At 62.7% G+C, this 407-nt stretch carries 1 protein-coding gene; it reads right to left on the bottom strand.

Going from position 1 to position 407, the window contains the following annotated elements; translation table 11 throughout:
- A partial coding sequence (locus KHA85_RS20475) for a histidine kinase dimerization/phospho-acceptor domain-containing protein (RefSeq protein ID WP_272875192.1) occupies nucleotides 1-407 on the bottom strand: 407 nt, incomplete at both ends.

Raw genomic sequence — 407 nt, forward strand, 5'->3', positions numbered from 1 at the left:
CACCACGTCCTCGCTGCCGTCGAGCGAGAGTTCCACATCCTTTTCCAGCGCATAGGGGACGTGCTGCGCGATGCATTTTCCGATCTCTGCGTAGATGTCCACCGCCTCGATTTTCAGCGGAAAATCTTCCGCCTCCAGCTTGGCCAGGTTGATCAGCTGGCGCGACAGCGACGCCGCGCGATCCAGCCCCTGCTGCATGTCGCCGATGATCTCCCGGCGCTCCTGCTGCTCGCTGACCTGGGTCAGCAGATGCAGCTGCGCCAGCACGGCGGCGATCGGCGTGCGCAGTTCGTGCGCCGCATCGGCCATAAAGCGTTTCTCGCGCTGATTGGCGGCGTCGATGCGTGCCATCAGTTTGTTGACCTCCACCACCACCGGCCGGATTTCCTGATACTGCTCGCTGACAT

The organism is Dietzia massiliensis (assembly GCF_018390595.1).
Lineage (GTDB): Bacteria > Actinomycetota > Actinomycetes > Mycobacteriales > Mycobacteriaceae > Dietzia > Dietzia massiliensis.